Genomic DNA, 25051 nt, shown 5'->3' on the forward strand with positions numbered 1-25051 from the left:
TCCTTTCTTATCGGAACAATCCATCTCCGCCAAGCAGCTTCGCAAATCTGTCAGCAAGAAGCAGCAAGATCATATTCACAAGGGAACGGAACAAGCTGACCGCTGTCGAGAACGAGAAGTCGGTTGATGATTGGAACGTAATCCGATAAATATATACATCGAGTACTTCCGATACATTTTTGGTTGCGGCATTTGCCAAGTTGAAGATCTGATCGAAACCGGATGACATCAAACCACCGACAGACAGGATAAACATAACGGTGATGGTCGGTAGGATGTTCGGCAGCGTAATGCGGAACATTTGCTGCAACCGTGATGCTCCGTCGATCTGTGCAGATTCATATTGATCCTGATCGATACCCGAGATCGCAGCGAGGAAGATGATGGCACTCCATCCGCTTGATTTCCAGATATCTGTTAATAGAAGCATCGGTACAAAGTTGGATTCGGAACCCAGGAAGTTAATCGTTGGCAATCCAAGCAATGCTAGCGTGCTATTCACCAATCCGTCATACGCCAATACGTTGATGACAACCCCGGATACGATAATCCATGAAAGGAAGTGAGGGAACGTAAGAATCGTTTGGAACCACTTTTTCCCTCTGCGCATACGTAGTTCGTTCAGTAACAGAGCCAATATAATCGGGAATGGGAATTGGATAATCAGCTTCAAAATGTTGATATACAATGTCCGCCATACCGCGTCGATAAACGTTGGATCCCGGAAAACGTATTTGAAGTTCTCAAATCCGCTCCATGGGCTTCCCCAGATTCCCAGGTTCGCTTTGTAATCCTTAAATGCCAGAGACAGACCGCCCATTGGCATATACGCAAACAGGATGAGCCAGACAAGCCCCGGAATTAGCAGGGTGTACGTCATTCTGTGCTTCCAGATTTCACTCCAGAGCGAATTCCCTTTCAAGTTTCCCTTCAGCTTTTTGCTAGGTCCTTCGGCTGCAGGTTTCAATTTGCATCTCCTCACTCTACTTTGGTCTTGTCGTTATACAGAAAATCAAACATGGTTCTCAGGTGATGCTCCCAAAATCTCCATTCATGAGCTCCCGGAGATTCAACGTACCGGAAATGATACGCAGTTCCCTGCATGTACTCGGCAAATCTGCGGTTCATTTCAATAAATGGATCACTTTCACCGCAGCAGCTAAGCACATCTGGTAAAGGCCTGCCCTCTTGCAGCAATTTGTCTGACAGTGCGTAGATGTCCTGGTCGGGCTTTACCTGTAACCGTTCTCCAAAAACCGCTTTCATTTCCTTGATCATACCGGGTGGCATATTGGGATCATGAAGCCTTGTCTGAATGTCGGTTACTCCGGATAAAGAAACCACCTTGCGATAACGTTCGGGATAAGTCAGTGCACATTTCAGAGCACCATATCCACCCATGGACAATCCCGCAATGTAAGTCTTCTCGGGATCCGTGTTCAGGTTGAGCTGACGTCTGCAAAACTCAGGCAACTCCTGAGTAATGTAATGGAAGTAATTCAGGCCGTATTCCATATCGGTGTAGTAGCTTCGGTTTGCCTCCGGCATGATGATGGTACAGCCATATTGTGCAGCGTACATTTCAATTGTAGTCAATCGTTGCCATGTACTCGCATTATCGCCTGCCCCATGCAGCAGATATAGCGTACCGCCTGAAGTCTCTCCGGAGTCACTGGACACTACATGTATGCTTGTGTTCATGCATAATGTAGGCGATCCGGTTTCGATCGTGATGTGTGCCATATGCAACCCCTTTCATCATCAGCTGTCGCCTGTACTCTCTCTACTCTCGCTTTTCTGCTACGACTTTTTGCCGTTCCCCCATACCCTACTAGTTATCGAAACGATTTTCTCGAATCGTTTCAAAACATAGCTAACGTTGATTCACATGGACTTAAAAACAGCACTTTTTACTTGGAAGCGATTTCTTCGAATCGTTTCGAATAAATCATAATCCCGATGAGTAAATCCTGTCAATAACCTTTTTACAAATTTCGCGTTATTTTCTCAAAAAACTTCTTTTTCAAGTGTAAATTTGCGTCAAAAGGCACTTTATTTGTGAAAATTCACCCTTTTGGTAACCGTTTGCACATCTTTCGTTGACATCACCTTCGGATTGTACTAACATAATTTCTGATTTTGGTTCCAGATTACGGAAACGTTTCACCAGTCCTAAAATGTCGTCTTTTTTAATGAAAGGATGTTATTATGTCCAGCATTGTTAATCGCTTTGTTCAACATATTGAGGCTCAGCAATTAAACGTACTGTCGGTTCGTGTGCTGCAGCATGGAGAAACACGTGGAATGTGGGATCGGACTGAGGATAAGCGGCGCTTACAGCATTCGATCAGTAAGTCGTTTACCTGTATGGCTGTAGGATTGGCACTCGAAGAAGGCATATTCACACTCGAATCCAAACTGGGAGAATACTTCACATGGCCAACACCTGCTCCGAACCTAACAGCATTCTCTCCTGCGGATCTCACACTGTATGATCTGCTGCGGATGTCTTCAGGACATGATGTGCCTGTGCTCTGGGCGGAGGAACGGGCCACACTTGCGGAGAAAGATTGGGCTAAATATTACATGTCACTTCCAATTGACAGAGTCCCTGGCGAAGCATTTACATACAGCAGTGCCGATACTTTTATGATCTCGGCCATGTTTCAGGCAGCCTCGGGCCAGACCGTAAAAGATTATCTGATTCCCAGACTGTTTGAACCGCTGGAGATTTACAACGTCGAATGGGAAACCTCTCCAATGGGCATTACATTAGGCTGTGCGGGCTTGCAGCTTACGAATGAGGAATTAGGCCGGTTCGGACAGTTCTTGCTTCAGAAGGGCAATTGGAACGGCAGTCAGCTGGTTCCTGTGGAATGGATAGACCAAGCAACAACTCGCCAGATAACGACGCCGGGTGAAGGCGATTGGGGACAAGGATACGGATATCAATTTTGGTTATGTTCTCACAATGCATACCGTGCTGATGGCGCTTATGGTCAACTATGCGTGGTCCTGCCCGAACTGGACGCTGTGGTTGCCGTTAGTAGTGACGAATTGAACATGCAGGCCATTTTGGACCTGATCTGGTCCGATATCCTTCCCCATCTTGAAAGTGAACATTAAGCTACTCAATAGGATTATAAATTATTGTATTTTTTCAAAACATATTGAAAAAACAAAAGAAGTATCATGCCTTTATCGGTCATGATACTTCTTTATTTTACCCGTGCTGTGGAAGCTGGGTCATTTCATCTAGACATTGTGCGCATATGTAACGCTCTTTGAACTCATTGACTTCTTCCATTGATCCGCAGAAAATACATTTTGGACGGTATCTCTCCAGAATGATATGGTCCCCTTGTACTAAGATCTCTACAGGATCTCCCTCATTCATTTGATACCTTTTACGCAAAGATTTAGGCAATACGATCCTACCCAATTGGTCAACTTTGCGAACTACTCCAGCTGGCTTCATAGCTACGGCACACCTCTCCTATCTTACTCTAAATTTCTAGGTACAATTGTACTATGTTTAAAGATTCGCCAAGATTTTGTCGAATCCTGCTGGAAATAAACATTTTTTGTCCTTTTTTTTGAAAAATGTTTTTTTAGCGAATTCTAACAAGCACTTGAAGGCGAATATGGATCAATCCAGGCCCGGAAAATTCAATTGTCGTAATGCTTCATATACGATAATTGCTGCCGAATTGGACAAGTTTAATGAACGTACATCACCTGTCATAGGCATTCTCATGCAAGTTTCCGGATTGGCAGCAATCAATTCAGGAGGTAGTCCTTTGGTCTCTTTGCCAAAAACCAAAAAATCTTCATCCTGGAATGTAAAATCGCTATAGTTGTTCTTCGCCTTCGTGGTTGCGTAGAAAAAGCGACCCTCCGGATACTTTTCCTGAACCTCTGCGAATGAATCATGATATTCAATGTGAACTGAATGCCAGTAATCCAGGCCAGCCCGCTTCAAGGTAGCATCATCCGTCCGAAACCCGAGTGGGCGAACCAGGTGCAGATGGGTTCCCGTAGCCGCGCAGGTGCGAGAAATATTGCCGGTATTCGCGGGAATCTCCGGTTCAACCAGAACGATATGCAAAGCCATATGTGTTCAATCTCCTTTAAGTTCATGTATCTGTTGCAATCCTCTAATTCTAAAGAAAAGCCCCCCACACGTCAATGTGGAAGGCTCTGGAAGGGCTAGATTGGAAGGCTAAGGCCTCTCATCCATTCCCCTATGATTTATCCATTTGTCTTCTGAAAGTGGCTCATAAAGTCAGTCAGTGCCTTAACACTCTCATAAGGCGCAGCATTGTAGATGGATGCACGAAGGCCTCCAACACTGCGGTGTCCTTTTAATCCAACGAACCCTTCCTGTTCGGAAGCCTTGATGAATTGTTTCTCCAATTCTTCCGAAGCAAGGCGGAATGTCACGTTCATCAGGGAACGATCTGCAGCATCAACACAGCCGCGATAGAAGTCGCCAGAGGAATCAATTGTATTATAGAGCAATTCCGCTTTCTTGATGTTCTTTTGTTCGATCCCTTTCAGTCCACCTTGTTCTTCAATCCATTTCAGAACTTCATTGACCATGTAAACAGAGAAAGAAGGAGGAGTATTATACAGGGAATTGTTTTCGGTATGTGTGCTGTAACGAAGCATCGTTGGAATCGTTTTTGGTGATTCGCTTACCAGCTCCTCCCGAGCAATTACCACAGTAATCCCGGATGGTCCAAGGTTTTTCTGTGCACCCGCATAAATCATGCCAAACTGATTAAGATCGAATGGTTTACAGAAAATATCACTCGACATGTCAGTAATTAGCGGTACAGATCCCGTGTCCGGAAAAGACTTGAACTGTGTACCCTCGATCGTTTCATTGGATGTCAGATGTACATAAGCTGTGCGGTCAGGCAAACTCAGGTTCGATACATCAGGCAATTTCATGTATTTATCAGCCTCGGAAGAAGCTGCAATGTGGGTTTCACCGATCAGCTTCGCTTCAGACAACGCTTTTTTCGCCCAGCTGCCTGTCATGACATAACTTGCAGTTTGGCCTGCCCCCAGAAGGTTCATCGGCAACATGGCGAACTGGGTGCTTGCTCCGCCCTGAAGAAATAGTACCTTGTATCCCTTCGGATTGCCTAAGAGCGACAGCAAACGCTCCTGAGCTTCATTATGTACGGACTCGTACACTGCCCCACGGTGAGACATCTCCATAATCGACATGCCTGTGTTACGAAAATCAACAAATTCTGCTTGCGCACGCTCCAAAACCTCCAGTGGCAGTGCCGCTGGTCCTGCATTAAAATTATACGCTCTCTTTGTCATTTTTCCCCCGCCCTTTCCATCCGTAGCTTACATATGAAGTAAATATTATCGCTATGATATCAGTATTCCCTATCCGCATCAAGGGCAATAAGCACTGAAGCTAGCAATTAGGGTCATCAAAATACTTTATCACCCTGCAAAGTTAACGTACTGCATCGTCCATTCATGGAAAAGCCTCCGAGAGCGAGTCCCGGAGGCTTAAATTGTAGCTACCCTTGTTTCGATCGGATTAGCAATCGAAGTAAAGGCTGTACTCGTGTGGATGAATGCGGATTGCTACAGCTTTTGCTTCATCACGTTTGAGGTTGATGTAGTTCTCGATGAATTCTTTAGTGAATACGCCGCCTTCAGTCAAGAACTCGTTGTCTGCTGCCAGAGCATCAAGCGCCTCTTCCAGGGAAGCTGGAACGCTGCGGATGTTTTCTTTGTCAGCATCTGACAAGTCATAGATGTTTTTGTCGAGTGGACCGTAACCAAGCTCAGTTGGGTTAATTTTGCGTTTGATTCCGTCCAGACCAGCCATCAGCATTGCGGAGAATGCCAGGTAAGGGTTAGCAGTGGAGTCAGGCGTACGGAACTCGATACGACAGCCTTTAGGTGTCACAGCTGCAACCGGGATACGTACTGCTGCAGAGCGGTTACCTTTGGAGTAAACCAGGTTTACCGGTGCTTCGTAACCAGGTACAAGACGTTTGAATGAGTTTGTACTTGGGTTAGTCAACGCGATCAGAGCTGGTGCATGGTACAGGATTCCTCCGATGTAGTGCAGAGCCATTTCGCTCAGGTTTGCATATCCCGCTTTGTCGTAGAACAATGGGGAATCGCCATCGAAGATGGATTGGTGAACGTGCATTCCGCTACCATTATCACCGAACAATGGTTTCGGCATGAATGTAGCTACTTTGCCATATTGACGTGCAGTGTTATGCACGATGTATTTGTATACAAGCAGGTTATCTGCTGTTTTCTTCAAGGTATCAAAACGGAAGTTGATTTCGGCTTGACCAGCTGTTGCCACTTCGTGGTGATGACGCTCGATCGACAGGCCAGCTTCTTCCAACAAACGACACATTTCACTACGGATATCTTGTTGAGTATCCACTGGTGCTACAGGTACATATCCGCCTTTAGTGCGAACTTTGAAGCCCAGGTTACCGCCTTCTTCCTTGCGGTTCGTGTTCCAAGATGCTTCTTCGGAATCAACGTAGTAGGAAGAGCTGTTCGTGCCGCTCTCATAACGTACATCGTCGAAGATGAAGAATTCGGACTCAGGTGCGAAGAATGCTGCAGTACCTACACCGCTCTCTTTCAGGAAAGCTTCAGCTTTAACAGCGATGCTGCGTGGGTCACGCTCATAGCGCTCACCATCTGGTGTAAAGATATCACACATAACATTCAATGTAGGGTGTGCTGTGAACGGATCGACATAAGTCGCTTCAGGATCAGGCATCATAACCATATCGGACTCTTCGATTCCACGGAAACCTTGGATAGAAGAACCGTCAAAAGCTACTCCATTTACGAATGTGTCTGCATCAACAGCCGAAGCTGGCAACGAGATGTGATGTGCACGACCAGCTAAATCTACAAAACGAAAATCTACCCACTCGATGTTGTTCTCTTGAATTGATTTCAATACGTTTTCAACCGACATGTATTCGTCCTCCCAAATATTCCGAACAATAAACAACCCCACGAAAGAAAATGTCCATATTCGAATTTTTTTCTGTCGTCATTATAAATTCTTAAACATGACATCGTCAATACTTATGTAAGGTATTTTTTGCGACTATGTTAGCTATACTTACATTTTATAAATCAGATAAATTCACTTAACAACGAATTGATTATACATTTAACCGAGTTAATGCGGTAAAGTAACCATAATAACATCCTAAAACATGGGAAAAACATTACATCATAAATGTTTCTTATCACTATTGATTAATAAATGTATTCAATCCCCCCTTGATATGAAAAACCGGACATCCCCCTGCTTCATTCTCAAGAATGAAACGAGGAAAATGTCCGATTGTATCGTGGCTAACTATAAGATTAGACGCCCACTCTTGCCGGGAAAAACTCGGCAGGTTGTTTGGCTGTATTAAACGTTTTGCCCACGATTGGAGCGAGTTTCTCCAGATCCTGCAGCAAGTTGGCGAATTGGTCAGGGAACAGAGATTGTACACCGTCGCCTGTCATGGAGTTGTCTGGATCTGTGTGCATCTCGATAATTAATCCATTGGCACCAGCAGCAACAGAAGCTTTTGTCATCGGTTCTACCAGTTCACGGCGTCCCGTACCATGGCTAGGATCGGAAATGACAGGCAGATGGCTAAGAGACTGCAGCACAGGAATCGCCGACAGATCGAGCGTATTGCGAGTATAGGACTCAAACGTACGAATGCCGCGCTCACATAGCATTACATTAGGGTTACCGCCGGCGAGGATGTACTCAGCCGCGTTCAGAAGCTCATCATATGTCGCACTGAAGCCGCGTTTCAGCAATACGGGTTTTCCGCATTCGCCCAGCTTACGCAGCAAATCGAAGTTTTGCATGTTCCGTGTACCGACCTGCAGAATATCCGCGTACTCCGCACAAATATCCACGTATTCCGGAGTCATGACTTCCGTGATGGTCAGCAGGTCATGTTTTTTGCCAGCTTCAGCCATCATGATGAGCCCTTCTACACCTGTTCCCTGGAAACTGTAAGGACCGGTACGAGGTTTAAATGCACCGCCGCGCAGTACCTGGCCACCAGCAGCTTTCACAAGACCGGCAATTTCATCAATTTGGGCAGCAGATTCAACCGCACATGGTCCACCCATAACGACGAGTTCTTTTCCGCCGATATCCACTCCCTTAATGGAGATGACTGTATCTTCAGGATGGAAGTCACGGCTGGCCAATTTGTAGGATTTCGAGATTCTTACGACATTCTCTACGCCCTTCATTTGACGAAGATGTTCCTGCATTTTGGGTTCCACTTTGCCAATCAATCCGATAATGGTACGATCCTCCCCGCGGGAGATATGCACCTGAAGCCCTTCCTTTTCAATCACAGCGACGATATCCTGAATCTGTTCCTCCGGTGTTGCCTTACCTGCAATAACGATCATAATTAATTCCCATCCTTCCTTGTATGAGAGCACCAAACTGTTTCGATGTGCATCTGATTATAATTAAAAGTTCTGTCTCGCTTAAACGCTTGTTCGCTTTTAAGCTTTTATCCACTAAAGTAAATATATCATAGTAAACCGTTCTCGTCAAGATGACTACGGGTGCGCTTAATACAAAAAAATCCTGTGCCGCATGCCCAAATTCAGGACTGCAACACAGGATTCTTCGATAGTTGTTACGTTGTGCGGGTTTTCTCCCGCACTGGGGGCAGCAGTTTGCTCATGTTGACGGTACGCTTGATTTCCCACGTCTCCGGTTGATCATGCTCATATTGCTCCAGATAACTGATAACTTCCTTCGTAATCGGAGTCGGCGTCGAAGCACCTGAAGTTACGGCTACCTTGTTTACCCCTTTCAGCCATTCCTGCTTGATCTCGGACACATCCGATACCCGATAGGCCGTTACACCCGCAATCTCTTCCGAGACTTGTGCAAGCCGGTTCGAGTTGTTACTGCGCGGGTCACCCACAACGATAACCAGATCAGACTGACCGGCCTGCTCAGCCACTGCTTCCTGACGAACTTGGGTAGCCAGACATATCTCGTTATGAATTTCAGCGCCAGGGAATTTCTCCAGAAGACGGCTCATGATATGTTTGATATCCCATTGGCTCATCGTCGTCTGATTGGTAATGAGAATCTTGCCAGCTGGCACATTCAGTGCATCAATCTCTTCTTCCTTCTCAATCAGATGCACCTGGTCAGGCGCAACTCCAATAGCCCCTTCGGGTTCAGGGTGATTCTTTTTGCCGATATAGATGATCTGATAACCTTCAGCCGTTTTCTCCCGGATCAGGTCATGCGTCTTGGTTACATCCGGACATGTGGCGTCTACTGTAGTGAGCCCTTTGTCCCGTGCCATCTTGCGTACCTCAGGAGATACACCGTGGGCCGTAAAGATGACCGTACCGCTCTCTACCTGACTCAGGATTTCAATCCGGTTCGGACCATCCAGTGTAATGATGCCCTCATCTTCAAAGGAATCCGTCACATGTTTGTTATGCACAATCATACCCAATATATATATAGGCCGTGGTAAATCAAGATTACGTGCTGCCTGACGTGCCAATACCATGGCATCCACAACTCCGTAACAATACCCTCGCGGCGAAATTCGCAGTACTTCCACTTGGTTGCCACCCGCTTTCTTTTTCAGCATCACTGCCGATGTAATTGCAGTCCAGTCTATTATACCTTTATTCGATAGGTGGAGCAAAGACAACTGGCATCCAGATGATGAAAGTCGTTCCTTCACCGCGTCGGGTCACGACCTCAACGGAGCCCATATGCTCCTCAATAATCCATTTAGCGATGGATAACCCCAGTCCAATGCCCGGTGTAGCTCCGCGGGATTCGTCTGCACGATAGAAACGATCGAAGATAAACGGCACCTCATCCTTATCCATACCGATGCCTGTATCACTGATCCGGAGACCAACCTGGCCTTTGTATAGGATAGCATCAAGCGTTACCGATCCGTCCGGTGTGTATTTGAACGCATTTTCAATGAAAATAAAGAGCACCTGCTGAAGATAGTCTTTGCTGCCGTTCACATAAATTCCATTTAAAATCGATAAATCTCCAACCCGCCATTCTGCGTGGTGATCGAGGAAATGTGCTCTGCGAGCCACTTCTTGCACCAAAATTTGCAGCGGAATCGGATTCAATTCTATTTTCTGTCCTGTATCCGCCCTAGCCAGTGACAGCATGTCACTAATCAACCTGCTCATGCGTTTGCCTTCGTCCGCCATATCTTCAATCGCTTCAAGCGACATCTCCTTGACGGTCTCCTCATCCAGATTCGGTCGGTCATTTCCTTCTTGATCCCATAACTTTTTCAGGAAATCCACGTTTCCCCGGATCGTGGTCAGCGGTGTACGCAGCTCATGAGAGGCATCGGATACAAATCTGCGCTGAGCAGCATTGGTCTCCTCCAGGCCGCGGAAGGACAGTTCTGTCCGTTCGAGCATGTTATTCACCGTTTCAATCAGACGGCCGATTTCATCCTTGGGACCCGTATATTGTATCCGGACACTCAGATCGTCACCGGATTGAATCTGATTGGCTGCATCAATGACATTGACGAGTGGGCGCATCGATTTGCGGGCAAGAATGAGACCTGAAGTAATGGCCAGTGCCATGGCCACAAGCCAGCCAAAGATCAGAATATTAAGCAGCGCCTCCAGCAATCGTTCCTGTGAACTTACATTGGCACCGACCTGAAGAAGCCCCCTAATTTCATTGGTTCCCGAAAGAGAAAGGGGCTGCTGATTGACCAGAAAAGGAGTGCCATTCACGTAAATCTTGGATATCCCGCGTTTTTCTACTATTTCATTCGTCTTCAAAACCGGAAATTGGATGCGAACCTTCTCCATGTTTCCTGAGATTTTGCCAGACTGACTTTGGTAATCCCAGAGTTGAATGTAAATTTGGGCTTCCTGCAGCTGACTCTCGGTAAACGGGTCCAGATCAAGCGTCTGAGATAACGGGTTAACTCCGATCTGGTCCGTAATTCGCGCACTCTTCGACTTTAACTGCTGTTCGACTTCCTGATACGTATTGAAATAAACAAAGGCATAGATTACGACACCCCAAAAAATAAGCACAGCTGCCAAGATGCCAGAATACCATGCGGTTAGTTTTAACCGAATGGACATGTCAGGAGTCACCTCTCAGAATATAACCCGCTCCACGAATCGTTTGGATTAAGCGTTTGCCTCCATACTCTTCTGTTTTTTGCCGGAGCATCGCAATATATACTTCAAGTACGTTGGACTCGCCACTATAATCATAGCCCCAGATCTTATCCATGATCAGATCACGGGAGAGCACTCTTTTCGGATTTTGCATAAACAAGTTCAATAGTTCGAATTCCTTCGCTGTCAGCTCAAGACGTTTCCCGTCACGCAGCACTTCGCGTGAGTCATTATCCAATATAATATCTTCGTAGACGAGCCGGTTATCCGGCGTTTCTGCAATATCCGATTTACGACGCAGCAAGGCGCGAACACGGGCCAGTAATTCTTCCAGTGCGAATGGCTTCACCAGATAATCATCCGCTCCGGTATCCAGGCCGGTCACCCGGCTCTGAACCTCATCCTTCGCGGTTAACATGAGCACAGGTACTTTGCTTCCTGCTTCCCTTAAACGGCGACATACTTCGAAACCATCAATCTGAGGCATCATCACATCCAGCACCACTACATCCGGTTCCTTATCCATTAATTTACTGAGACCCTCAGCCCCATTGGAAGCAGTCTGTACCTCATAGCCTTCAAACGCCAGCCCCCGGCGGAGCATGGACACGATTTTTTCATCATCATCCACAATCAAAATAGTTGAGCGCATGGTCTTTCTCCTTTATTCTCACATTTTAATCTCATTGTAACAGCCAGAAGCCTAGTCTGCATCTTGGCCGCATTTTTCGCTTCTCCAAGCCTTGCTTGGTATCTGTAATCATGCCTTCATTAGGACAAAAAAAGCGAAAGGGCCCTCAAACCCTTCCGCTCTTCTGAATCTCGAACCACCATTCAAATTATGGTTGTGTTTGTTGTTGTTGATCAGTTGTTTGTGAAGTATCATAGTCATTTTTGTTGCCGATTTTAATTTTGATATCCATCTTCTTACCATCGCGTACCACATTCAATGTAACTTCACTGCCGATTTCCTGAGTTTTGATGAAATCAATCAGGTCTTGGCTAGTGCTGTACGGCGTTCCATTTGCACCCGTGATGATATCATAGGCACGCAGATCGGCTTGGTAAGCCGGAGACTGATAGATCGTGCTGGCTACGACAGAACCTTCAGTAATATCGGTTCCCATTTGTTTCGCCACTTCAGGCGTCAGCGCCATCAGGGACGCACCGATGAACGGTACCGGCTCTTTTGGAACTTCTTTGTTTTCTTTCAGATATTTCACGGCATCCGAGATAACGCTTGAAGGGATCGCAAATCCAATACCTTGCGCATCAGCGCTAACGGCTACGTTCATACCAATGACTTCACCGTTAAGGTTAAGCAGCGGACCACCAGAGTTACCTGGGTTAATCGACGCATCGGTTTGCAGCAGATGGCTGTATTCGCGGGTTTTACCTGTTTCTTCGTCCGGAATGCTGATTGTACGTTCTTTGGCACTCAGTACACCTGCAGTTACAGTATGCTCGAACCCTTCTGGGTTACCAATGGCAACAAGCCATTCACCAACTTGAGTGCTGTTTGAGTCGCCAAGCGGAGCAACAGGGAAATCATCGTCTCCGCTGTTTTTCTCGATTTTCAATACAGCAAGGTCAAGATCGAAGCTGCTTCCCAGCAGTTTGGCTTCGTAAGGTTTGCTGTTGTTCTCCAGTGTAACCTGAATGACATCTGCACCTTGAATAACGTGCTGGTTCGTTAGGATATATCCTTCTTTGTCAAAAACAAATCCGGAACCAATGCCGAGTGGAACAAGCTGATTGCTTCCCTGCTGCTGCTGCTCGCCTTGGTTGCTATCCGTGCCACCGCTTCCGTTACCTCCATTACCGAAGAAGTATTGATATAACGGATCACTCATCGTGGATCCACCTTGGCTTCCACTTCGCGTGGACTGCTTAGCTAATGTTTCAATCTTTACAACCGCAGGACTTGTGCTCGTCACTACAGAAGAGACATCCTCTTTACCTGTTGGCAGAAGTGATGCAGTCACATTATTGCTGCTGCCCGTATTCGTAGAAGTCGATTCCTGACTTGTGCTTTGATTCTCTGCACTTGTTAAGGCTTCTTGCGGAGTAAACATGTTCGTGCGGTCTGCCGTGTACATCAGTACTGTAATGACCAGCATCCCTGCTATAAAGGAAAACAATAATGATCTGACCGAGGAGCGAGGCTTACGGTTGTTGTAGTTCCAGTTTCCATTTCCGTTTTTGCCACCGCTGCCACCATCTCCACCGTTTCCGGAACCGCTGCCTCCGTTGCCGCGGCCCGCCTGTTCGGAAGATCCATTATTGTAATACATCGGAAGCGGCTTGACAGGATCGGGTCTTGTGATCTGTACATTGCCCTCTTCACGCTCGCTAGGGTTCACATGACTGCTTGCTGTATCTTCCTGATTCACGGACTGAAAAGGTCCATAAGAATAATAGTAAGAGGATTCGTCCGTTCCGGATGTATTGCGGTTATCCGCATGCTTTGTTTGGTCTTCCTCGTCTTGACGGTTCGGTCTATAATTACGTTCGTCCATGCTTTCTACCTCCCAATCTCTTTTTCACAAGAGATATTCTTTAACTGTCCTTATTTTGTACTTTAAACCTTAACCGTACCTTAAAAACAATTAAAAAGGAGATAAAAGCACGCAATAATAGCACATTTTTCCCGATAAATCAGCATTTTAGTCCTTGTTCTTCACCCAACCCTGACGATGAGCGTAAATGGCCAGTTGTGTCCGATCATCCATTTCGCACTTCATTAGCAGGTTGCTTACATGTGTTTTAACGGTTTTGATACTAATATGTAGTTCTTCTCCAATATCTTTGTTGGTTTTGCCTTCTGCAATGAGCAAAAGAACTTCCTTCTCCCGTTCGGTCAGACCGGATTCGTTCTCTCTCGCTGTGCGCTGCCTGATTCCCCGGGTTAACGCCTGGGACACATCTCCCGTCATGACAGGCATTCCCCGATAGGCTCCCTGAAGCGCATAGATTAATTCTTCAGCAGATACAGTCTTCAGGACATAGCTGACTGCTCCCGCCTCAATGGCCTGCACCACCAAATCATCCTCGAGAAAACTAGTAAGCATAACTATTTTGGAACCCGGAAATTCACTCATGATGGCTTGCGTTGCCTCGGCCCCGTTCATGACAGGCATCATCAGGTCCATCAATATAAGATCAGGCATCTCGCTCTGATCCAGCTTGCGCAGCTGGTTAAGCGCATCCTGTCCATTTCCCGCTTCTCCCATGACATGAAATGTTGGCTCAAGCATCAGGTACGTTTTCAAGCCCATTCTCACCATATCATGATCGTCTACAATCATTACATTCACTTTTCCGTTCATTCCGTTTCCCCCTCTGGTTCATCCGGGAATTTCGGGATAAGCACCCGTACTGTCGTTCCCGCTCCCGGTTTTGAAATAATCTGGACATCCCCGCCAAGCTTTTCTGCCCGTTCACGCATGGTGGACAATCCATAGGACCCTGGCCGCTCAACTTGCTGCAAGAAGCCCTGACCGTCATCGCTTATGCTCATGCTGATCTGATGCTCGCTCTCCCGTATGGACAGACTAACAAGGCCAGCCTCCGCATGCTTCACTACATTGGCGACGGCCTCCTGAATAACAAGAAACAGCTGGTGCTCGATGGCATCCGAGACGCCGCCATCCAGTTCCAGCTCTTTCACTCCCTTTAATCCATTCTGTCTGCAATAATCAGGAAACCATCGATCCAGTGCCTCAGCCAGGTCCCTTCCTTCAAGTTCTACCGGACGAAGCTGCGCAATAAGACCACGCATCTGACGTTGTGCAATATGCGACATTTGGATTAATTGGTCCAATACTTTGTTTCCGTGCTCCGGATTCATCTGCAGCAGTTTGGGCAAGGAAGACGCTGACATATGAATGGCGAACAACTGCTGGCTGACCGTATCATGCAGGTCCCTCGCCATCCGTCTGCGTTCTTCAAGAACCGCTCGTTCGGAAGCCTGTTCTTTCTCGATCACTTCCTGCTCGCCCAGACGCTGGAGCAGCCTCATTTTTTTCTCAATCGAATCCATCATGACGTTAAACTCCTGGTATACCCGGCCGAAAGAGGCATCATCTGCCTCAGGCATGCGAACGGCCAAGTTACCCTTGGATACTTTCAGCATATTCAGATCGAGCAGGTCGATTTTGCGCTGAAGCCGCAGTGCAGCAATATATCCGGTAACTATAGTCGCCAGCACAACGACAGCCACATACGTCCATGCGCGCTGTCGTCCTGTTCCCATTAACACCTCTCCGTACAGCAAGTAGAACCCGCCCAGTGTAATCAGCCCGGTCAGGACAAAATACATCATCAGTTCCCACTTGTTGGCCTTGAGAATCGTTCGAATCATGCGTTAACCCACCTTATTTACTTTGACGTCTCCGATAAATACACTTACTACGATTCGGACCTTTTTTCCTGCTTCGCGGTAATGGGAAGTTTCCGCCTGGGCACTACTGAGAAATCCACCTCGTTTTTGGTTCAACAGCGACATATCTCCTATAAAGGAGTTCGTGGTGACCGTGACTCCCAGATCCATGTCTTCCGGCACGAATACCTTTACATCCCCAATAAATGAGGAAATGTTGATTTTGGTTTCGCCATAAGGGATTTGGGCCTTCGTCAAGTCAATAACCGTATCACCGATAAACGCCGAGATATTCATCGGTTTAAGGGAGAACACTTCCTGTCCCATGTAGAGGTCACCGATAAATGCTGATTTGTTAAAGGTATTTCTGTTGCCGTAATCTTCATATTCATTACCGTATCCGCCATCATTATAGTGACTTCCATAGCCGTTTCCATCTGGACCATGTGAATGAGTATGGCTATGGGAATGAGAATGATGCTTTTTCTTATGCTGATGTCCCTGATGCAATTCATCTTCAGCCGCATTGGCGTATGGATCGTAATGGTGGTTTTTCGGCTCCTGTCTGGGTTTCCCAAACGTCTTTTCGAATTGCTCATCAAAGGAAGAAGGCATTTCCAGGTCCTCGGAAGACAAGGGCTGGTAAGGTTCAGGCGGCGGAGGTGGCTGCATTTTGTCCTGATGTTTGCGATCACGGCGACGAGGCCCAATCAGAACAAACAACCCTCCTCCAATTAACATGATTGGAATGAGGTAACGAATAAACTCACCCATGGAATAATCAATCCAGCCGAGATTTCGTGACAGGAAGTATCCGCCTATAGCAAGTACAATGACAGGTCCAATCATGGCATAACCGCCATTGCGACGAATTTCAGTCACTCCTTTTACGCCCCACCAGATTAGAAACAGCGGCCAATATGTTCTAAATATATATCCTATATCAATGTCATAACCCAACTGCCGAAACAAAATGATTGCACCAACGGCAATCAACGGTATGCCAACCCACCAGCGGTCTCGCATAGATCGTTTCATCGCTCATGTCTCCTTCGTCTGTATTCTGTATCCAGTGTACCTCAGACAAGGATTCGATAACAGCGGCGGCAGATGGAATTCGTCTCGGTCTCCAGACTGAGGACTGAGGATATTTATGTAAAATTTATCAAAAACCAAAAACACCCTGGAGCGTTTGCTCCAGGGTGCCTGAATCATTATTTATTTTTGAAATTTGCCTGCACGGCCTACTTGGCCTGTTTGTCCAGTGTTTTCTACACCGAACTCTGCATTGTATTTTTCATCAGGTGTTTGGAAATTTTCTTGTACTTTGTTTTGCTGGGATTGCTTCACTTTGCTTGCCGCAGGTTCTTGTCCAAACTCAGCATTGTACTTCTCGTTTGGCGTTTGGTACCCTTGTCCTTGTGTTCTTTTAGCCACAACGAATCACCTCTCTCTTCATATTTACGCTGCACTGCTGCTGCGCGGGGTTCGTCCCCAGTCAGTATTATGTGAAGAGAACACTACAGTTATTCATCCTTAACATCCCAAATTAAACGGCCTTGTCTAACCATGAATCCGGCACGGATTTGTACACATCGATCGCTTCAGACAACTCGTCCAGCATCTTTTCCGTGCACTTTCCGTCACCTTGTTTAATCACCTGTACCTCGACGTCCTTTTTGCCCCATTCCTTATACACTTGCTTCGTGGTCGGAAAATAAAGGTCAATTTTATTACCCTTGATGGCAGAACCTGTGTCCGCCACGATACCGTAACCATACCCGGGAATATAAAGGATAGAACCAAGCGGGAATAATTTGGGGTCAGCAGCAATGGTTGACACCGTTTCTTTGTCTCTACGTACCTTCACCCCAGAGTAAGTAATACCATACTGAGGATGTTTTGGTCCTTTACCGGTTGACTCTACACCTGCCGTGTAACCCGTCGCGGTCACCTTTTGGGTTCCCAGTACCTGTTCTGAGCGCGGCGCCATCACAGGCATCGATGGGTCGAGTACAAGCTGCTTGCCTGGGACATCCGGCTTAGGAATGACAATGGGCTGCGGAGACCACAATAAAGCCATATAAACCATCGTCGTGACCTGTACCTGATCACTGTATTCATAATCATGGATCGATAACTCGGACTGACTTTCAACCTGACGCGTTGCAGCTTGATTCTGCCGCTTGATTACATGGAGCACTTCATTTTCCTCTTCAAATGTATACGCCTCTGCCTGATTCCAGGACAATACCAACCCAATGGACATGACCATAATTGAAATCAGAACCCGTAATTGTTTTGTTTTCATTGCATTTTGCTTTTTCATTTTAAAACCTCCCCCTTACTGCAAAGGTTTTCCAAAAAGCAAAATGCTTATACATTTTCTACTCCACTAGGTTCCAGCACATGAGAAATAGAAAAAAAACCGTCTAGAGCGTGGATTAGGCCACGCCCTGACGGTCTTTCTCAAATGCATATATTTATATTGATCTTGTGCTGATTTCTTCTTTCAGTTGAGCTACGATTTCATCCACAGGTTTCATGCCGAGATCGCCTTCTCCGCGTTTACGCACAGACACGGATTCGGCACTGCGCTCATTCTCACCAACAACAAACATATAAGGCATTTTCTCCAGTTGTGCCTCACGGATTTTGTATCCAAGCTTCTCGTTGCGCAAATCAGCCTCAGCAGAAATTCCCGCGCGTTTCAGTTTCGCTTCCACTTCACGTGCGTAATCATCGAAGTTTCCGGATACCGGAATGACTTTTGCTTGAACAGGAGACAGCCACAGTGGGAATGCTCCCGCAAAGTTCTCCAGCAAGAATGCAGTGAAACGTTCCATTGTACTGATTACGCCGCGGTGAATAACGACCGGCCGATGTTTCTGTCCGTCATCTCCGACATATTCCAGTTCGAATCGTTCTGGAAGCAGGAAGTCCAGTTGTACGGTGGACAATGTTTCTTCCTTGCCCAGTGCTGTTTTGATCTGCACGTCGAGTTTGGGACCATAGAATGCTGCTTCACCCTCTGCTTCATAGAAAGGCAAGTCGAGTTCTTCCACAACTTCACGCAGCATGCGTTGGGACATTTCCCACATTTCATCGTTTTGGAAATATTTCTCAGTATCCTGCGGATCACGATAAGACAGACGGAAGCGATATTCCTGAATACCAAAATCCTTGTAAACCGTTTGGATCAATTCAATAACACGAGCGAATTCTTCCTTGATCTGATCTGGACGACAGAAAATGTGTGAGTCGTTCAAGGTCATTGCACGAACGCGGTGCAAGCCAGTCAGAGCACCAGACATCTCGTACCGGTGCATCATGCCGAGCTCGGCAATCCGGATTGGCAGGTCACGGTAGCTGTGCATGCTGGACTTGTACACCATCATATGGTGCGGGCAGTTCATTGGACGGAGAACGAGTTCTTCGTTATCCATTACCATTTTAGGGAACATGTCCTCTTGGTAGTGCTCCCAGTGTCCAGACGTCTTGTACAATTCCACATTACCGAGAACCGGTGTATATACGTGCTGGTATCCAAGACTTTCTTCCAAATCCACAATGTACCGCTCCAGCGTACGACGCAGTTTGGCACCGTTTGGCAGCCAGATTGGCAGACCTTGTCCAACCAGTTGGGAGAACGTGAACATTTCAAGCTCTTTACCCAGCTTGCGGTGATCCCGTTTACGTGCTTCCTCCAGGAAGTGCAGATGCTCATCCAGCTGAGCCTTTTTCACAAAAGCTGTACCGTAGATACGCTGCAGCATTTTGTTTTTGCTGTCACCACGCCAGTACGCACCAGCGACATTCATCAATTTGAACACTTTGATCTTGCCTGTGGAAGGTACATGAGGTCCACGGCACAGATCGAAGAACTCGCCCTGCTCATAAATGGTAATTACGCTGTCTTCCGGCAGATCACGAATCAATTCGAGTTTGTAAGGATCGCCCACTTCTTCAAACGTTTTGATTGCTTCAGCACGGCTGACTTCCTTGCGCACAATCGGCAGGTTTTCACTTACGATACGTTCCATTTCCTTCTCGATCTTTTGCAGATCTTCCGGGTTAAGCGGGTGTTCCAGGTCCATATCATAGTAAAATCCGTCTTCGATGACAGGTCCAACGCCAAGGTGAACCTCTTTGCTGCCATATAGGCGCTTCACAGCTTGAGCGAGCAAGTGAGCTGTACTATGACGCATCACTTCAAGTCCGTCTGGTGAATCAAAAGTTACGATCTCTACCAAAGCTCCCTCGTTAAGCTTGGTCGACAAGTCCACCACAATTCCATCCAGTTTCCCTGCTACGGCGTTTTTGCGCAATCCGCTGCTAATGGATGCTGCTACGTCCTCAATACTGCTGCCATCGGCGTACTCACGTACTGAACCATCCGGTAGTTTAATGTTAACTGCCATTTGTCTCATTCCTCCTGTAAATGTAACCTTGTCCATCAACATCATGGACTGATGATCTATTGCTATCCCTGCTGATTGGCAAAGAACGCAAAAAACACCCGTCCCGGCAAAGGGACGAGTGTTGTATACTCGTGGTTCCACCCTAATTCAGCTGCTTCATTCTTCATTGAAAATACAGCCCTCATTGGCATGACGGTAACGGGCATGACCCGGCATATCCTTACTCACGGAACGATTACATTCATCTCCGTTTTCAAAACTGCAGCTACAAAGGGGTAAACCAAACGTGGCATCCGGAGGAAATTTCAGCCTGGTTCCCTCTCTCTGCACCGACCGTGCGTATGGTCCTTGTCTTTGTCAACGCTTTTGCTTATTGGTAAAAGTTCATCCATAAAAACATGTTCATTAATTCATGGATCAACAGTTATTATAATTGCCGAGATCACTTGCGTCAAGGCCTGACAGCAGGCCGGAACGAAGCACTTCACACTCCGGGCAATGATGGCATAATTGAACCTTGTCCTCGAAGATCTGGCGAATCGTCGATATAATCGGCAGATCGGGTGTGTTTGTATGAAGCATCACTTTTTCGGGAGATATCGATATAAGTGTGCTTACAATCATGTCTTCAATATCCATTTCCAGTTCAAGACCAGGCATCTCCACGACGACTTGCTCATCTTTTTGTACAGGGAGCTGGTTAAGCCCTGCATCCAGAACCTGAAATTCATGCGAGCCTTTGTGCACCAGATGGACCAAAGGAACTTTGGCTTCCTGAAAGAACACAAAATATTTTAACAGTCCCATGAATTCTTCGTATTGACGATCCATCCAGAATTCATCCAGTGCATACTCCACCAGTTCGTGCAGTTCCTGTTTGTATTGCTTCATTCGAAAATGAAGAATGCCTTCCAGGTGAAAGAAATGAACCTCCTCCAGATCATGTCTAAGACCACCTGCGAGGGTTAAGCGCCGTTTCTCTCGAAGCCCTGGTTGATCCAGATCACCGTTGAATAACAAGGGCATGCAGATCCGGTGTACCTTCTCCACTTCATATTCATCCATAACCGAACAGGCCTTGGAAATCATGTTTTCTACAATGGAGCGCTCCCGGGTATCCATAATGAAATCGGCCAGTCCTTTGGCAAGCAAATCACTGATCTGAGGCAGCCACTGCTGAAAATCCGCGTGATTTTCATTCCCTCTGCAGACCCAGGCTGCTTTGCCGTCATTATGTTTGAAGGTGAGCCGGAAACCTCTTTTGCTTATATGTAAACCTTTGGTTTTTTCTTTGATGCAGCGGTAAAATTGATCTGCTTCCTCTTGCCCTGACACATCGGTCCATACGGCGAACAGCTCCACAAGAATCACTCCTTTCCTTCCTCTTCAAAGTATATGGCAAGGCCGATGGGGATATACGAAGCGGATTGATGGAAAGCGTGTCATCATTTCTCAGTATATTTGTAAAGAGGTTTGGAGTTCAGACAAAAATGTGTTATTATTTTGATAACAGTATGTTTCACGGAAAAGGAGGGAAGCCAAAATGAGACAACAACCTAGAATGCTCCGCAGTGCTTTTATCATCATTTTGTGTTTGTTCCAAGCGTTGTGCTTCCCTATTCCAATGCAGACAGAATCCGCTGTTGGCGTATCCGTTGATGCCACTTCCAATAAGGAAGTGTTATTACAAATACCCGAAACTCAGCAAAAACCTGCTATCCGCAAATACTCGCAAGTCATGGTCAAGCTGATTGCAGTGACGAATAACAAGCCTGTATTTTTGGTGCTTGCCTTATTGCTGATGCTGCGAATTCCTACTCCGCGTCTGCCCTTTAAACCGTTGATTTGTCTGTTTAAGCGCAGATTATTTCTGCTACCCATTAAATTCACCAGTATGTATTTGTCCCTCGCCCCTCATGCACCAAGATACGTAAACGCCCTTCACTAGGCGTTGCTCCGTATGTTCGGTTGCCATGCATAGAGACATCTCTGTCCATCAGACGGTGTACTTGTGCATAACTTATAACCCTTTAAGCAAACGTTAGTTAACGACAAGGTTAACAGTGTGTCACGATGTTGTATTTGTCATATCCAATTTTGTTCAAAATTCAATGTATACGGCTGTGTGTCAGGAGTACCTGGCTCTGTTTGCCCGCATCATTTAATGTTTCTTCCAAATACAGATCATTCTATTTTCGGGAAATAAGCCTGTCTTCTGTGGCCAGCCCTCAATTTAAGGAGGCATATTATCCATGGATGTACGTGAAACTGATTTGCCGGGAATCGGCAAGAAGTTCCAGATTGAAACGAGCAGCGGAGATAAAATTGTGATCATTATTCATGATGACGGACGGCGTGAAATGTACCATTTTGAATACGACGATCCGGATCAAAGCATCTCCATGATTACGCTCGATGATTATGAAGCCAGACAAATTGCCGCTATCGTTGGCGGATTGACCTATAAGCCAAAACAGCTTGAAAATATTGAAGTTACTTTTGATGATCTGATCATCGAATGGTACAAAGTCGAATCCTCCTATGGATGCATCGGCAAGTCCATCGGTGAACTGGACGTACGTCAAAACTCTGGGGCAACGGTTATTGCCGTTGTAGAGAAAAACCACAAAAAACATATCAGCCCCGGTCCTGAGGTCGTGATTACTGCTGAGTCTACCGTTGTTGCCGTTGGCGAACGCAACCAACAGAAACTCTTCAAATCCCTCCTCCTGACCGGAAGGGGGTGAGTCGATGGATCATCTGATTTTTGAAGTAGGTCTGGCGCTCGTTCTCATTGCTGCCGCTGGCCTCTTATCTGCCAAATTGCGTTTTTCGGTCGTCCCTTTTTACATTCTGATCGGGATGGCGGTTGGTCCACATGCCATGAAAATATGGCATCTGGACTTCCGTTTTATTGAAAGTCAGCCTTTCATCGAATTTATGGGCCGGATTGGTATCCTGTTCCTGCTCTTCTATCTCGGATTGGAATTCTCTGTAGGACGTCTGATCAAATCCGGTAAATCCATTGCCGTCGGCGGTTCGATTTATATCGGGATTAACTTTACGCTTGGATTAGTTTTCGGATTTGCTTCCGGCTTCCCACCTGCTGAGGCACTTGTTATTGCTGGGATTACCACCATATCCTCCAGTGCCATCGTGGCCAAGGTGTTAGTCGATCTGAAACGTACAGCCAATCCGGAAACGGAAATGATACTTGGAATTATCATGTTCGAAGATGTGTTCCTGGCTGTCTACATCTCCATCCTATCCGGATTGGTGCTCAGTGACTCATCCTCGATCGGAGGCGTCATCGTATCCGCGCTTATCGCGCTTGGATTCATGCTTATTGTCATCATACTGGGGCGCAAAGCGACTCCGCTGCTCAACAAACTGCTTAAAATACGTTCCAATGAATTGTTTTCACTTGTGATTTTTGGTGCATTATTCCTGGTAGCCGGATTCTCCGAAACCATTCACGTGGCCGAGGCCATCGGTGCATTACTTGTTGGTCTGGTCCTTGCAGAGACAGAACATGCCAAACGGATTGAGCATCTAATCCTGCCGTTCCGTGACTTCTTCGGAGCCATCTTCTTCTTCAGCTTCGGATTGTCCATTGACCCTCTGTCCCTTGGCGGAGATGCCGTGTGGCTGGCTTTGATTGCTGTTGTTATTACGCTATTTGGTAACTTCCTGGCAGGCATGCTGGCCGGACGCAGTGCGGGACTGTCTCCGAAAGCTTCTGCTAATATTGGTTTAACCATTGTATCCCGCGGTGAATTTTCGATCATCATGGCCAACATGGGTAAAGCCGGTGGACTCTTGCCGCTTCTCCAGCCGTTTGCCGCACTGTACGTACTGATTCTGGCCATTCTTGGACCGTTATTAACCAAAGAGTCCAAACATGTGTTTAGAATTTTGGATAAAATATTCAAGTTCAAAGATCCTCGGAAGAAGAAAGAAGAACCGAAGGTTTTACAGAAAGAAGGATAAAAACCTGTGCCTGTTCAGAACAGGCACAGGATCGTAACTGCGGCTCCTCGCCGATCTTCTGTGATCAACCCAGGGAGAATGGCTCGCCAGCCGCACAAAGGAGGATGACGTATGAAAGTACCTCTGATATCGGCTAATCCGGTGCCACAAACCGCTAAGACCAGAATATCATCCACGCGACGCTTCCTGAATCTTTTGCTGGTGATCGCCGGTGGGATTCTGGCCTCCGTGGGACTTGAATTATTCCTGCATCCCAATAAGATTATTATTGGAGGCATTACAGGCATATCTTCTCTGTTCGCCCATTGGACTGAGATGAGGATTGGATTGTTCCTGTTCTTATTTAATGTTCCGTTTATATTTTTATCCTACAGGCTGGTGCAAAAGAAATTTGTACTTGTTACTGTACTGGGTCTGGTTGTCTTTTCGATTGGTGCCATCGTGCTTCATCCCATGCCGCCTCTGGTTGAACATCCGCTGGCTGCCGCCATGTTCGGCGGATTATGTCTTGGTGTTGGAATCGGACTTGTGGTGCGGTATGGCGGGACACTGGATACGCTGGAAATCGGTGATCCGTCCTCCCGGCCACCTGAACGGGTGTTTAGCGGGAAACGGATGCTTATCGAAAAAATAATCATGCTGCTCAACCTGCTGATTCTGACAGCCGCTGGTGTTGTCTTTGGTTGGGATCAAGCGATGTACTCTGTTATTGCCTATCTTATTGCGTATGAAACGGTCTATATCGCGTTCCGCGGATTTACGACCACTCGCAAATTGTACATTCTGACTACCCAAAGCTCGCAGGTTGAAAAAGCCGTTCGCAAGCGTCTGCGACGGGAACCCGGATCTCCTGTACCCTCTTCAGAATCTGCTTCCTTATTGCCTGCTGAAGGATGGATTCATCACATTCCGGGGGCATTGTACTATGAAGTTCATTTTCTGGAGATGATCTGGTTGAAATCCATTGTGCGCCATATTGATCCGCACGCTGGTATTATCACCCATCCGGAGAAATGACCCAACGACTTGAACCCCAAAAACC

The 25051-nt window shown here is 46.6% G+C and carries 23 protein-coding genes; 5 read left to right on the plus strand and 18 right to left on the minus strand.

The genetic code is table 11. The features are described 5' to 3' along the window. Positions 1 to 7 precede the first annotated feature (7 nt). Together ABIC22_RS00415 and ABIC22_RS00420 are read right to left on the minus strand one after the other, a co-directional pair. Positions 8 to 967 (minus strand): ABC transporter permease, encoded by a 960-nt coding sequence (locus ABIC22_RS00415; RefSeq protein ID WP_127539451.1) that lies wholly within the window; start codon positions 965 to 967, stop codon positions 8 to 10. Between the two features lie 11 nt (positions 968 to 978). After that, entirely contained in the window at positions 979 to 1743 is a 765-nt protein-coding gene (locus ABIC22_RS00420) for an alpha/beta hydrolase (protein ID WP_154895914.1), read from the minus strand. Positions 1744 to 2208: 465 nt separating this feature from the next. On the opposite strand from ABIC22_RS00420, the gene ABIC22_RS00425 reads away from it, so the two are divergent. Next, positions 2209 to 3126 (plus strand): serine hydrolase domain-containing protein, encoded by a 918-nt coding sequence (locus ABIC22_RS00425; protein WP_354477086.1) that lies wholly within the window; start codon positions 2209 to 2211, stop codon positions 3124 to 3126. Positions 3127 to 3223: 97 nt separating this feature from the next. Here the strand turns inward: ABIC22_RS00425 and ABIC22_RS00430 are convergent, their stop codons facing one another. The 16 genes from ABIC22_RS00430 to ABIC22_RS00505 form a co-directional block, all read right to left on the minus strand. Continuing rightward, positions 3224 to 3478 carry an AbrB/MazE/SpoVT family DNA-binding domain-containing protein gene (locus ABIC22_RS00430; protein ID WP_024629045.1) on the minus strand — a complete coding sequence of 85 codons (255 nt, stop codon included), beginning with the start codon at positions 3476 to 3478 and terminating at the stop codon, positions 3224 to 3226. A 171-nt stretch (positions 3479 to 3649) separates the two neighbouring features. Beyond that, positions 3650 to 4114: a tRNA (uridine(34)/cytosine(34)/5-carboxymethylaminomethyluridine(34)-2'-O)-methyltransferase TrmL gene (trmL, locus tag ABIC22_RS00435; RefSeq protein ID WP_354477089.1), complete on the minus strand. Its 465-nt coding sequence runs from the start codon at positions 4112 to 4114 to the stop codon at positions 3650 to 3652. Positions 4115 to 4251: 137 nt separating this feature from the next. Further along, positions 4252 to 5340, minus strand: a complete 1089-nt coding sequence (gene serC, locus ABIC22_RS00440) for a 3-phosphoserine/phosphohydroxythreonine transaminase (RefSeq protein WP_354477092.1) — start codon at positions 5338 to 5340, stop codon at positions 4252 to 4254. A gap of 229 nt (positions 5341 to 5569) precedes the next feature. Next, the gene (gene glnA, locus ABIC22_RS00445) at positions 5570 to 6994 is read right to left on the minus strand and encodes a type I glutamate--ammonia ligase (protein ID WP_095288270.1); all 1425 of its coding nucleotides are present in this window, start codon (positions 6992 to 6994) and stop codon (positions 5570 to 5572) included. A gap of 401 nt (positions 6995 to 7395) precedes the next feature. Next, positions 7396 to 8460 carry a 3-deoxy-7-phosphoheptulonate synthase gene (gene aroF / locus ABIC22_RS00450; RefSeq protein WP_095288271.1) on the minus strand — a complete coding sequence of 355 codons (1065 nt, stop codon included), beginning with the start codon at positions 8458 to 8460 and terminating at the stop codon, positions 7396 to 7398. Between the two features lie 236 nt (positions 8461 to 8696). Next, complete coding sequence (locus ABIC22_RS00455) at positions 8697 to 9650, minus strand: 4-hydroxy-3-methylbut-2-enyl diphosphate reductase (RefSeq protein ID WP_095288433.1); 954 nt, start codon at positions 9648 to 9650, stop codon at positions 8697 to 8699. 67 nt (positions 9651 to 9717) lie between these two features. Beyond that, on the minus strand, positions 9718 to 11178 hold the full coding sequence (locus ABIC22_RS00460; protein ID WP_354477096.1) for a sensor histidine kinase: 1461 nt from the start codon (positions 11176 to 11178) through the stop codon (positions 9718 to 9720). A gap of 1 nt (position 11179) precedes the next feature. Next, complete coding sequence (locus ABIC22_RS00465; protein WP_095288273.1) at positions 11180 to 11869, minus strand: response regulator transcription factor; 690 nt, start codon at positions 11867 to 11869, stop codon at positions 11180 to 11182. A gap of 187 nt (positions 11870 to 12056) precedes the next feature. Continuing rightward, positions 12057 to 13736: a S1C family serine protease gene (locus ABIC22_RS00470; protein ID WP_354477099.1), complete on the minus strand. Its 1680-nt coding sequence runs from the start codon at positions 13734 to 13736 to the stop codon at positions 12057 to 12059. 147 nt (positions 13737 to 13883) lie between these two features. Beyond that, a complete protein-coding gene (locus ABIC22_RS00475; RefSeq protein WP_095359079.1) occupies positions 13884 to 14546 on the minus strand; it encodes a response regulator in 663 nt (220 codons plus the stop codon). Further along, on the minus strand, positions 14543 to 15580 hold the full coding sequence (locus ABIC22_RS00480) for a HAMP domain-containing sensor histidine kinase (RefSeq protein WP_354477102.1): 1038 nt from the start codon (positions 15578 to 15580) through the stop codon (positions 14543 to 14545). Before ABIC22_RS00480 ends, ABIC22_RS00475 begins: the two co-directional genes overlap by 4 nt. Before the next feature lie 3 nt (positions 15581 to 15583). Continuing rightward, positions 15584 to 16636: a cell wall-active antibiotics response protein LiaF gene (liaF, locus tag ABIC22_RS00485; protein WP_354477105.1), complete on the minus strand. Its 1053-nt coding sequence runs from the start codon at positions 16634 to 16636 to the stop codon at positions 15584 to 15586. 180 nt (positions 16637 to 16816) lie between these two features. Then, positions 16817 to 17035 carry a hypothetical protein gene (locus ABIC22_RS00490; RefSeq protein WP_354477108.1) on the minus strand — a complete coding sequence of 73 codons (219 nt, stop codon included), beginning with the start codon at positions 17033 to 17035 and terminating at the stop codon, positions 16817 to 16819. Positions 17036 to 17147: 112 nt separating this feature from the next. Further along, positions 17148 to 17873 (minus strand): 3D domain-containing protein, encoded by a 726-nt coding sequence (locus ABIC22_RS00495; RefSeq protein ID WP_483312573.1) that lies wholly within the window; start codon positions 17871 to 17873, stop codon positions 17148 to 17150. Positions 17874 to 18081: 208 nt separating this feature from the next. Further along, positions 18082 to 20019 carry a threonine--tRNA ligase gene (thrS, locus tag ABIC22_RS00500; RefSeq protein ID WP_354477114.1) on the minus strand — a complete coding sequence of 646 codons (1938 nt, stop codon included), beginning with the start codon at positions 20017 to 20019 and terminating at the stop codon, positions 18082 to 18084. 417 nt (positions 20020 to 20436) lie between these two features. After that, positions 20437 to 21390: a putative sporulation protein YtxC gene (locus tag ABIC22_RS00505; RefSeq protein WP_127539441.1), complete on the minus strand. Its 954-nt coding sequence runs from the start codon at positions 21388 to 21390 to the stop codon at positions 20437 to 20439. A gap of 172 nt (positions 21391 to 21562) precedes the next feature. Between ABIC22_RS00505 and ABIC22_RS00510 the strand changes: the two genes are divergently transcribed. From ABIC22_RS00510 to ABIC22_RS00525, 4 genes are all read left to right on the plus strand, one after another. Next, positions 21563 to 21967 (plus strand): hypothetical protein, encoded by a 405-nt coding sequence (locus tag ABIC22_RS00510; protein ID WP_095359083.1) that lies wholly within the window; start codon positions 21563 to 21565, stop codon positions 21965 to 21967. Positions 21968 to 22271: 304 nt separating this feature from the next. Further along, positions 22272 to 22766, plus strand: a complete 495-nt coding sequence (locus ABIC22_RS00515) for a cation:proton antiporter regulatory subunit (protein WP_110821088.1) — start codon at positions 22272 to 22274, stop codon at positions 22764 to 22766. Between the two features lie 4 nt (positions 22767 to 22770). Further along, entirely contained in the window at positions 22771 to 24009 is a 1239-nt protein-coding gene (locus ABIC22_RS00520) for a cation:proton antiporter (RefSeq protein WP_127539439.1), read from the plus strand. A 111-nt stretch (positions 24010 to 24120) separates the two neighbouring features. Beyond that, positions 24121 to 25026: a YitT family protein gene (locus tag ABIC22_RS00525; RefSeq protein ID WP_354477119.1), complete on the plus strand. Its 906-nt coding sequence runs from the start codon at positions 24121 to 24123 to the stop codon at positions 25024 to 25026. Positions 25027 to 25051: the final 25 nt, after the last annotated feature.

It is taken from the genome of Paenibacillus sp. PvP094 (assembly GCF_040546835.1).
GTDB classification, from domain to species: domain Bacteria; phylum Bacillota; class Bacilli; order Paenibacillales; family Paenibacillaceae; genus Paenibacillus; species Paenibacillus illinoisensis.

Coding starts and splice junctions, on each gene's coding strand:
- liaF (WP_354477105.1), bottom strand. CDS start 16,636: ATGAAACGATCTATGCGAGACCGCTGGTGGGTTGGCATACCGTTGATT.
- ABIC22_RS00510 (WP_095359083.1), top strand. CDS start 21,563: ATGAGACAACAACCTAGAATGCTCCGCAGTGCTTTTATCATCATTTTG.
- ABIC22_RS00425 (WP_354477086.1), top strand. CDS start 2,209: ATGTCCAGCATTGTTAATCGCTTTGTTCAACATATTGAGGCTCAGCAA.
- ABIC22_RS00430 (WP_024629045.1), bottom strand. CDS start 3,478: ATGAAGCCAGCTGGAGTAGTTCGCAAAGTTGACCAATTGGGTAGGATC.
- ABIC22_RS00515 (WP_110821088.1), top strand. CDS start 22,272: ATGGATGTACGTGAAACTGATTTGCCGGGAATCGGCAAGAAGTTCCAG.
- serC (WP_354477092.1), bottom strand. CDS start 5,340: ATGACAAAGAGAGCGTATAATTTTAATGCAGGACCAGCGGCACTGCCA.
- thrS (WP_354477114.1), bottom strand. CDS start 20,019: ATGGCAGTTAACATTAAACTACCGGATGGTTCAGTACGTGAGTACGCC.
- ABIC22_RS00495 (WP_483312573.1), bottom strand. CDS start 17,873: ATGGTCATGTCCATTGGGTTGGTATTGTCCTGGAATCAGGCAGAGGCG.
- ABIC22_RS00465 (WP_095288273.1), bottom strand. CDS start 11,869: ATGCGCTCAACTATTTTGATTGTGGATGATGATGAAAAAATCGTGTCC.
- ABIC22_RS00520 (WP_127539439.1), top strand. CDS start 22,771: ATGGATCATCTGATTTTTGAAGTAGGTCTGGCGCTCGTTCTCATTGCT.
- trmL (WP_354477089.1), bottom strand. CDS start 4,114: ATGGCTTTGCATATCGTTCTGGTTGAACCGGAGATTCCCGCGAATACC.
- ABIC22_RS00420 (WP_154895914.1), bottom strand. CDS start 1,743: ATGGCACACATCACGATCGAAACCGGATCGCCTACATTATGCATGAAC.
- ABIC22_RS00475 (WP_095359079.1), bottom strand. CDS start 14,546: ATGAACGGAAAAGTGAATGTAATGATTGTAGACGATCATGATATGGTG.
- ABIC22_RS00480 (WP_354477102.1), bottom strand. CDS start 15,580: ATGATTCGAACGATTCTCAAGGCCAACAAGTGGGAACTGATGATGTAT.
- glnA (WP_095288270.1), bottom strand. CDS start 6,994: ATGTCGGTTGAAAACGTATTGAAATCAATTCAAGAGAACAACATCGAG.
- aroF (WP_095288271.1), bottom strand. CDS start 8,460: ATGATCGTTATTGCAGGTAAGGCAACACCGGAGGAACAGATTCAGGAT.
- ABIC22_RS00470 (WP_354477099.1), bottom strand. CDS start 13,736: ATGGACGAACGTAATTATAGACCGAACCGTCAAGACGAGGAAGACCAA.
- ABIC22_RS00525 (WP_354477119.1), top strand. CDS start 24,121: ATGAAAGTACCTCTGATATCGGCTAATCCGGTGCCACAAACCGCTAAG.
- ABIC22_RS00460 (WP_354477096.1), bottom strand. CDS start 11,178: ATGTCCATTCGGTTAAAACTAACCGCATGGTATTCTGGCATCTTGGCA.